Source organism: Variovorax glucosi (assembly GCF_051216695.1).
Lineage (GTDB): Bacteria > Pseudomonadota > Gammaproteobacteria > Burkholderiales > Burkholderiaceae_C > Variovorax.
Window position 1 is genome coordinate 1 of the sequence record NZ_JBPJZE010000315.1, and the last position, 1101, is coordinate 1101.

Consider the following 1101-nt stretch of genomic DNA (forward strand, 5'->3'; position numbering starts at 1 on the left):
AGTAGATGAGCCCGGTGTCGCTCGAATTCATGCCGATCTTGCGGATCTTCTTCGCCTTCTCGATGCCGGGGCTGTCCATCGGCACCATCACGAGCGACTTGTTGCGGTGCACCGGCCCGTCGCTGGTGTTGACCAGCATGCACATCCAGTCGGCCTGCAGGCTGTTGGTGATCCACATCTTCTGGCCGCTGATGAGGTAGTCGTCGCCGTCCTTGCGCGCATGGCTCTTCAGGCCCGCCACGTCGCTGCCCGCGCCGGGCTCGCTCACGCCGATGCAGCCGACCATGTCGCCGGCAATGGCGGGCGCAAGGAACTCGCGGCGCAACTCGTCGCTGCCGAAGCGTGCGAGCGCGGGCGTGCACATGTCGGTCTGCACGCCGATGGCCATCGGCACGCCGCCGCAGCTGATGTGGCCCAGTGCCTCGGCCATCGCCATCGCGTACGAGTAGTCGAGTCCGGCGCCGCCGAAGGCCTCGGGCTTGTTCAGGCCCAGCATGCCGAGATTGCCGAGCTTCTTGAAAACCTCGTGCGCCGGGAAGATCTCGGCGGCTTCCCATTCATCCACGTGCGGGTTGATCTCGTCGTCGATGAAGCGGCGCAGGGTCTTCTGTATTTCGAGGTGTTCATGGGTGTACTGCATGGTGTCTTGTCTCCGGTCGTTCGTTCTTTACTTGTCCTGGAACACGCGCGGTACCTGCGCGAGATGAAAGCCATCGAAAGGCCGCACCGCCGCGCGCTGCTGCGTCTGCGCATCGGGAATCTCCATCGGCCAGCCCATGCGCACCTGCGGCCGTGCGCCGTCCACGCGCAGCACGCTGCCGCTGATGAAGCTGGCCGCGGGGCTCAGCAGGAAGGCGATGGCGGCGGAGGTCTCGGCCTCGTTGCCGAAGCGGCCTGCGGGCACGGTGTTGCGCATGGCGCGCAGCATGTCGCCGGCTTCGGGCGGGTAATGGTCCATGCCGCTCGATGCAATGTAGCCCGGCGCCACCGCGTTCACGCGCACGCCGCTAACGGCCCACTCGGCGGCCGCTGTCTCGGTGAAGCTCACCATGCCCGCGCGCGCCGCGCCGCTGTGGCCCATGTTGGGCATGGAGCCCCAGA

At 66.7% G+C, this 1101-nt stretch carries 2 protein-coding genes; both read right to left on the minus strand.

Annotated elements, in window-relative coordinates:
• Nucleotides 1–640, minus strand: a 640-nt coding sequence (locus ACSFA3_RS25260; RefSeq protein ID WP_435508077.1) for an acyl-CoA dehydrogenase family protein, incomplete at its 3' end; no start/stop codon positions are given.
• A gap of 27 nt (nt 641–667) precedes the next feature.
• Nucleotides 668–1101: SDR family oxidoreductase (locus ACSFA3_RS25265; RefSeq protein ID WP_435508078.1), on the minus strand; the 434-nt coding region annotated here is incomplete at its 5' end.